Annotated in this window: 6 protein-coding genes and 2 pseudogenes; 7 read left to right on the top strand and 1 reads right to left on the bottom strand. The window is 56.7% G+C overall.

Features of this window, described 5'->3' with window-relative positions; all coding sequences use genetic code 11:
* Nucleotides 1–351: 351 nt before the first annotated feature.
* The 6 genes from Q1B15_RS12820 to Q1B15_RS12795 all read left to right on the top strand — a co-directional run bounded on the left by Q1B15_RS12820 (nucleotide 352) and on the right by Q1B15_RS12795 (nucleotide 5,098).
* Nucleotides 352–759 carry a universal stress protein gene (locus Q1B15_RS12820; RefSeq protein ID WP_299754145.1) on the top strand — a complete coding sequence of 136 codons (408 nt, stop codon included), beginning with the start codon at nucleotides 352–354 and terminating at the stop codon, nucleotides 757–759.
* 412 nt (nucleotides 760–1,171) lie between these two features.
* Nucleotides 1,172–1,657, top strand: a complete 486-nt coding sequence (locus tag Q1B15_RS12815; protein ID WP_299754143.1) for an Hsp20/alpha crystallin family protein — start codon at nucleotides 1,172–1,174, stop codon at nucleotides 1,655–1,657.
* A 108-nt stretch (nucleotides 1,658–1,765) separates the two neighbouring features.
* Nucleotides 1,766–3,118 (top strand): trypsin-like peptidase domain-containing protein, encoded by a 1,353-nt coding sequence (locus Q1B15_RS12810; RefSeq protein ID WP_299754140.1) that lies wholly within the window; start codon nucleotides 1,766–1,768, stop codon nucleotides 3,116–3,118.
* Between the two features lie 303 nt (nucleotides 3,119–3,421).
* A complete protein-coding gene (locus Q1B15_RS12805; protein WP_299754138.1) occupies nucleotides 3,422–3,724 on the top strand; it encodes a hypothetical protein in 303 nt (100 codons plus the stop codon).
* Nucleotides 3,679–4,380, top strand: a complete 702-nt coding sequence (locus Q1B15_RS12800) for an alpha/beta hydrolase (protein WP_299754136.1) — start codon at nucleotides 3,679–3,681, stop codon at nucleotides 4,378–4,380. The genes Q1B15_RS12805 and Q1B15_RS12800 overlap by 46 nt, the downstream gene beginning before the upstream one ends.
* Nucleotides 4,381–4,663: 283 nt before the next feature.
* Complete coding sequence (locus Q1B15_RS12795) at nucleotides 4,664–5,098, top strand: c-type cytochrome (RefSeq protein WP_299754134.1); 435 nt, start codon at nucleotides 4,664–4,666, stop codon at nucleotides 5,096–5,098.
* A 330-nt stretch (nucleotides 5,099–5,428) separates the two neighbouring features.
* Here Q1B15_RS12795 and Q1B15_RS12790 read toward each other — a convergent pair.
* A pseudogene (locus tag Q1B15_RS12790) lies at nucleotides 5,429–6,154 on the bottom strand (transposase); the annotation flags it as partial.
* A gap of 240 nt (nucleotides 6,155–6,394) precedes the next feature.
* On the opposite strand from Q1B15_RS12790, the pseudogene Q1B15_RS12780 reads away from it, so the two are divergent.
* Nucleotides 6,395–6,514, top strand: a pseudogene (locus Q1B15_RS12780) (IS3 family transposase); the annotation flags it as partial.
* Nucleotides 6,515–6,693: the final 179 nt, after the last annotated feature.

Here is a 6,693-nt window from a genome sequence, read left to right as displayed (position 1 = left end):
ATATCGGCAATCATGCGGGCGCGAAGCGGTGTAATTGGTGTCGATTGTTGAATGTTCATCGGAATGTCCTCTGTCAATCGAGGCGAAATCACCTCGACCAACAGCACACACCCAACATCTAAAACCGCGCAACAAATCCCGATTCAACGCAACACCCGCCACAAGCGCCCCTATCGCGGAGCGATTTAGTGCTTGGGCCGTAAGCGGACAAGACGGCTGTTTATTGAGATGCTTACAAACACTTCTCTGCTGGGTAGATCCGCCAGTGATTGATGTGGCTCAATGCCCGGAAAATTCGTTTGAATTAGGCTTTTCTGCAGGTCCACCACTTGAACTCGAAGGAGACAGGCGATGTACAAAAGCATTCTTGTGCCCGTTCTTTTTGATGAAGGGCACGACACTCAGGCATCCTATCTGGCGGCACGCACCCTGGCAGACGAAGACGCTGAGTTCACAGTGCTGCACGTAATGGAAACGATACCCTCCTACGTAGAGTCTCAGATCCTTGGAGATATTTTGGCCAAGAAGCGCATCGAAATCGAGCGCACCTTGAGGCAATCGTCCAGGGCGTTGCCGGGGTCCTCGGCGATATTGGGTTCGGGTCATGCGGGGCGTTTCATCGTCGATTACGCTGACAAGAACGGGATCGATTGCATCGTCTTAGCCTCACACAAGCCTGGAATAGAGAACATCTTTCTAGGCTCAACTGCTGGGAGGGTTGTTCGCCATGCCAAATGCTCAGTGCATGTGATCCGGTGAAAAATCTTCGTCGCGATTCCATATCGGTTGTCAGTCCCTTTGCTCGGATCCGGATAATTGTCGCAGTCGTCTTCTTCCTTGCAGCTTTTTTGATTGTTGGCTGGCGATTTTTCTTCGGCTAAGGCACGGCCTTGGTTTTTTGACGCGGTATTGGTTATGGAAGTCGCAAATCACAGAACGCCTTTGGCTTTGGTAGGCGCGCAGCGAAACCTCACTTAGTCCGCTCAGCAAAGGATTGTCAGCAGTGCGGCGAGCGAGTGCACTGAGCCCAATGCCGACGCCGTGAGGTTGCCTTGCCGCTTCTTCGCCGCTAGTCCCCCTGACCTGCCCCCCAAAATTGATCTAGGTCAGGCCAGCGCTCCATTTTTTATGCAAATACCAACCAATAAATCATTCAAGATGGAGCATATGAATGGCAAACACTGATTGGCTACCCGCAGCATGGTTAGGCAAACAAGCTGATGCCAACGGGCCGTTTGGCGCACTTCGCAAACAGATCGACTCTCTGATCGACGATTTTGACACTGGCATGTTGTCCAAAACCGATGGCTTTGCCGTGCGTTCCAACCTCAGCGAAACTGACAAGGAAATCTGCATCACTGCAGAACTGCCCGGCATCGAAATGAAAGACATCGATGTCGAAGTCACCGGCAATCGCATTTCACTCAAGGGTGAGAAAAAGTCGGAAAACGAGGAAAAGGGCGAAGAAGAGGGGCGCGAATTCCACCGCATTGAACGCCACTCCGGATCGTTCTTCCGCTCTATGACGCTGCCGTTTGACATTGATCCCGACAAGGTTGACGCCGCCGTAAAATCTGGCGTTCTGACCGTCACGATCCCCAAACCGCCAGAGGCTGTGACCAAGGTCAAGAAGGTCGAAGTCAAATCCGGCGATTAGTCTGGCCTTTGAAGAAGATCTTTGGCGCCCCATTTTGGGCGCCAAAGCTGCAACAAGCCTCGGGGTAAGCCAATGCGCATTTTCGCGGTATGTTTCTTGGTCTGGACAATGGCAGCCGCCACAATCAGCTCCGCCGAAAAAAAACTGGTGCCAACCACCCAACTCCAAATGCAATTGTCTTTCGCACCTGTTGTGCGCGAAGCTTCGCCCGCCGTCGTAAACATCTACGCAACCCGCGTCGTGGCTGAACAGGTCAGCCCTTTTGCGGGCGATCCGTTTTTTTCCCAATTCTTTGGTTTCGGCCAATCCGTTCCGCGGCTGGAAAACTCGCTGGGGTCCGGTGTGATTGTCGGCGCGGACGGCATCGTCGTATCCAACTACCACGTGGTCGGCGACGCCAGAGAAATTCGCGTTGTTTTGTCAGACCGCCGCGAATTCGCGGGTGAAATCCTGCTCAGCGATCAGGACACTGACATCGCCGTCATCAAACTGAAAGATTCCGACAACCTACCAACCATCGAACTCGCCAACTCCGACGCGATTCAGGTCGGCGATCTAGTGCTGGCCATAGGAAACCCATTTGGTGTTGGACAGACAGTAACCAGCGGCATCATTTCCGGCCTTGCCCGCAGTGGTGCCAATGTCGGCAGCCAAGCCGGCTATTACATCCAAACCGACGCGCCCATCAATCCGGGCAATTCAGGTGGTGCGCTGGTGGATATGCAGGGCCAACTGATCGGCATCAATACCTCAATCCTCACGCGCTCTGGCGGATCAAACGGCATCGGTTTCGCGATACCCTCTAACATGGTGATGCAATACATCGCTCAGGCCCGCGCAGGTCACACAGCATTCATACGCCCGTGGTCTGGGTTGGCCGTTCAACAGGTTGACGACGCGCTGGCAGATGCGCTGGATCAGAACGTGCCAACTGGCGCCATGATCACCGAAATCCACCCGCAGAGCCCCTTTGCTGCCGCCAATATGCAGCCCGGAGACGTCATACTGTCGATCAATGACCTGCCCGTGAATGGCCCGGCAGAGCTTGAGTTTCGCCTTTCAACCAGTGGCCTTGGCTCTGACGCCGCGATCCGGTTTCTGCGAGACGGCACGCCATCCAACGCCACCGTCGCGGTGGCGCAGGCGCCCGACACGCCCGACAGCGCGCCATTTCTGGTCACCGCAAGTTCGCCCTTCAACGGGCTGGTGGTTGCCCGCGTAAATCCGAAATTCATCAGCGATCTTGACCTGCCCCTTAGCAGCCAAGGGGTGATTGTGCTGCAGGCCGAAGGCTACGCCAGCCGCATAGGCCTGCGCCCCGGGGACACCATCGTGCGCATCAACGGCACCAAGATCCTCGCCCCGTCAGACATAGAGAATGCAGCTACAACCGACACCTCAAGTTGGGAAATAGAGATTCAAAGGGATGGCCGCATGGTTCGCGTAAGGTTGCAGATATGAGTGATTTGAAGGGCGGGGGATCGCAGGCGCCGCGCGTCGGCCCGAACCGAGCAGCTTCGAACGGAGCGTATCACACCCTGGAAGCACCGCGCGTGGTCTGAAGCGTGATTGCGACGAACCGGCCCAAGTGCAAGAATAATCCTAGGAGCCACGCCTTCTTTGGCAAAAATCATCAGATGACTGCTTAGAGCCCATTGCCGTTGCCCAGGACCTTAATGGTCTTCAGACGGTCACATTGCCTTCCATCGGTTCCTTGATGGCGCAATACTCCTTTGGGGCTCGGAAACATCGAAGAGACGCTGAATGTCCGTAATGAAATGGTTGAGATACCTGCTGGTGGCCATTCTCGCTGTCGGTGTGTTGATATCGTCGATCGCATTTCGTGAGAATAACCAGCGCGTCAAGATGCTGGAGGCTGAGAGCCGTCTGGTAGAGACGCGCCACGGAGCGACGGAGTACGCGGTCTGGGGCGAGGGGCCGCCAGTCCTGGCTGTTCACAGCGCGGGCGGCGGACTCGACCAGGGGCGACTTCTCGCTGAAGTCTTTGGGGGGACAGCTTTATGTGGATCGCAGTCTCACGCTTCGGATACTTGCGCAGTGAATTGACGGAACACGGGTCGCCGGATGACCAAGCGCACGCGTTTACCGATCTTCTCGATGAACTGGGATTGAGACGGGTGAGTGCCTTGGCAATGTCCGGCGGTGTGCCGCCCGCCCTCCAGTTTGGCGAACTCTATCCGGACCGGGTCGACCGTATGGTGCTGCTATCGTCAGCGCCATTTACGCCCTTCAGCCCCGACGTCGAGGGAAGGCCGATCCCAAGCTGGGTCTATGGCGCATTGCTTGGAAACGATGTTGTGTATTGGTTGCTGACCCCTGTCGCGCGAGGTGGCCTAGAGCAGACGTTCGATGCCCGCACCGACCTTCGCGAAGCCCTTTCCTCAGAAGAGGAGGCGTTCATCCGCCGTCTTGTCGACGAGTTCCTGCCAGCGTCCAAGCGAGTCGTTGGAGTGGGCAACGAGGGCGCCGCAGTTGATCCAAGTATAGTCTATCAGCTGGAGGCGATCGAGGCGCCAACACTTGTCGTTCATGCCTGGGACGACCGCCTCAATCCTTTCGCCGTCGGGGAGGCGATCGCAGAGGGCGTGCCGATCGCACGATTCATTGCGCTAGATCATGGCGGCCACCTGCTCTTGGGGCATCATGCTGATGTCAAATGTATCATAGCGGACTTCCTATCCGGTCTCACGGATAACAACTGACCAGGATTGGACGCTTCAGGTCTGCCGACCCCTGACAGCGCACCGCGAGTGAATCATGTCGACGCCTCTTCCGGGTCAGAAGCCGCCATCAGGGCACAGAGTTTGTATGACTGCTTTGACCCCAAAGCTGACGTTCCTTAGTGCTTGGGAACGGCAGAAATGCGTGAAAAGTAGGTGTCAGATGAAAGCGGAGATCGCAGTCGTGAAGCCGCCGAATTGACGCCGATCAATTCCGGCATCTCGTTTTTTGGTAGCGTCTAACCATTCATAGGAGGATCGGTAAATGTCCAAACTCTTGGTTAGAATTATCAGTGCAGCGGTGGTCTTTTTGTTCTCCCAGACGGTAATCGTGACGGCGCAGGAAGCAGCGAGGAGCTTCGAGCCAGTTGCTGCCGAATTCGAAAACTCTTGCGCGTCATGTCATGGCGAAGACGGAAAAGGTGCTGGCTTCCTCACTCGTGTCTTCCGAGGTGTAGACCCCGGCGACCTCACGCAGCTGGCCGCAAACAATGACGGTCAATTTCCATCCGATAAGGTATTCCAAGTCATCGACGGACGTGCGGAAGTGGCCGCTCACGGCGACCGAAAAATGCCTGTGTGGGGTGACCGCTACTGGGAAAGGTCCATGACGGAATACGGCCCGGATGAACTGAACCGGCAAAGGGCGCGATCGCGGGTGCTTGAGCTAGTTTACTATCTTCAATCGATCCAGGAATAGGTTAGGAGCGGGAAATAGCGACGACCTCTTTCGTCTAAGGTTTGTGGCTGCTGTCATCGCGAGATGCAGCGGCGACAAATCTGACAAGGAGGAAAGCGCGGGCGGATTTTGATGCTATGGGGATTGTGGGCTAGGGCTGCGGTGCTCGATGTGCAGTGCGACCGGCTGCATGACGACAGGCAGTGCGAATGGGTCGATTTGCCCGACCCGATTTGGTCGACGGGTCTCGTATCATGCAGCCACAGGCCGGGTGCAGCGCATGATTTGGTGAGATGGCCGCACTGACTGGTCCGGTGCCTGCGCAAGGGAGGGCCGGGTTTGCTCCTCGTATCATGCGGCGTCCTCCCATGGCGGTGCTCGGGATTGAGGAAGCTGGCCGCGCAAGAAAGTCTCGATGATCATCATCGCGCCACCGCATTTGGGGCACGGCTGGGACTGGTCTCGTTCGTCGGTATCGACACCTTGATCTTCATCGGCTTTCGGATTGGCGTCTGCTTCAGCCTCCAATAAGGACCTGATCTTTGCGATCCTGTCGCGGCGGATGCCATTCGCGAGGAAGCCTGTGTGGCGGATGCGGTGGAAGCCCGATGGCAGGACATGGATCACAAAGCGTCGGATGAACTCGCCCGTGGGCAGGCGCATAGTCCTCATGCGATCCCCGCGTTTGATGCGATAGTCTTTCCACCGGAAGGCAACGGAGTTGGCATCGGCGCTGACCAAGCGGCTGTTTGAGATTGCCACACGGTGCGTGTAGCGGCTCAAGTATGCCAAGACGGCCTCCGGCCCGCCGAAGGGTGGTTTGGCATAAACCACCCAGTTGGCTTTGCGCAGCGGAGCAAGGTGGGCCGCGAAGGCGTCAGGATCGGATAGGTGCACCAGATCACCGAAGAAGGCCAGCTTGCCTGCCTTGTGTAACCTTGTCAGACCTTCCAGGAACAAACGGCGGAACAGCCTCGACAGGACCTTCACCGGCAGGAAGAACCCGGGACGGCAGGCAAGCCAACGGGACCCATCGGGTGACAACCCACCACCCGGTACGATGACGTGGACATGCGGTCGCTGTCGATATCGCCAACCTTCAGATGCGTGACTTCACTCGCCCGCAACCCGCCACCATAGGCCACGCTGAACGCCGCCCGATATCTCAGCCCGGGTCCGGGCCCGGCCTCAAGAATGCGTGCAACTTCTTCGGCACTGAGCACAACGGGGATCTTCTTAGCCGCCCGCTGATACTGGACCTGTCGCGGTTTGATGCCGCTCCTTTGATAGCATTTACTGCAACAAAGGAGACGAACTATGGGACATGGAAGAATGGACGAATTCCGCAAGGATGCGGTGAGGATTGCGCTGACCAGTGAGCTTACGCGCAAGCAGGTGGCCGATGATCTGGGTGTTGGCTTGTCGACGCTGAAGAAATAGATCACGGCGCATCGAGGCACGGACGTGGTGCAGTTGTAGAGCGCCGCCGGACTAAGACTGCAACGCACCTCTGCCATTGGCATCCCAGCCTCCTGCTCCTTTATCATTCCCCCTCTCGGGATATTGCTGCGCGATACGCTGCCGGGCAGTGGATAATTTGCGTCTCTGTAAAACGG

It is taken from the genome of uncultured Boseongicola sp., from assembly GCF_937988555.1.
In the GTDB taxonomy this organism is placed as follows: Bacteria; Pseudomonadota; Alphaproteobacteria; order Rhodobacterales; family Rhodobacteraceae; genus Boseongicola.
This window is presented reverse-complemented; position numbering and strand designations above follow the sequence as displayed.

What these genes read in the sequence shown, in the direction of transcription:
- Q1B15_RS12795 (WP_299754134.1), top strand. Translation starts at nt 4,664, where the DNA reads ATGTCCAAACTCTTGGTTAGAATTATCAGTGCAGCGGTGGTCTTTTTG.
- Q1B15_RS12815 (WP_299754143.1), top strand. Translation starts at nt 1,172, where the DNA reads ATGGCAAACACTGATTGGCTACCCGCAGCATGGTTAGGCAAACAAGCT.
- Q1B15_RS12800 (WP_299754136.1), top strand. Translation starts at nt 3,679, where the DNA reads ATGTGGATCGCAGTCTCACGCTTCGGATACTTGCGCAGTGAATTGACG.
- Q1B15_RS12805 (WP_299754138.1), top strand. Translation starts at nt 3,422, where the DNA reads ATGTCCGTAATGAAATGGTTGAGATACCTGCTGGTGGCCATTCTCGCT.
- Q1B15_RS12820 (WP_299754145.1), top strand. Translation starts at nt 352, where the DNA reads ATGTACAAAAGCATTCTTGTGCCCGTTCTTTTTGATGAAGGGCACGAC.
- Q1B15_RS12810 (WP_299754140.1), top strand. Translation starts at nt 1,766, where the DNA reads ATGGCAGCCGCCACAATCAGCTCCGCCGAAAAAAAACTGGTGCCAACC.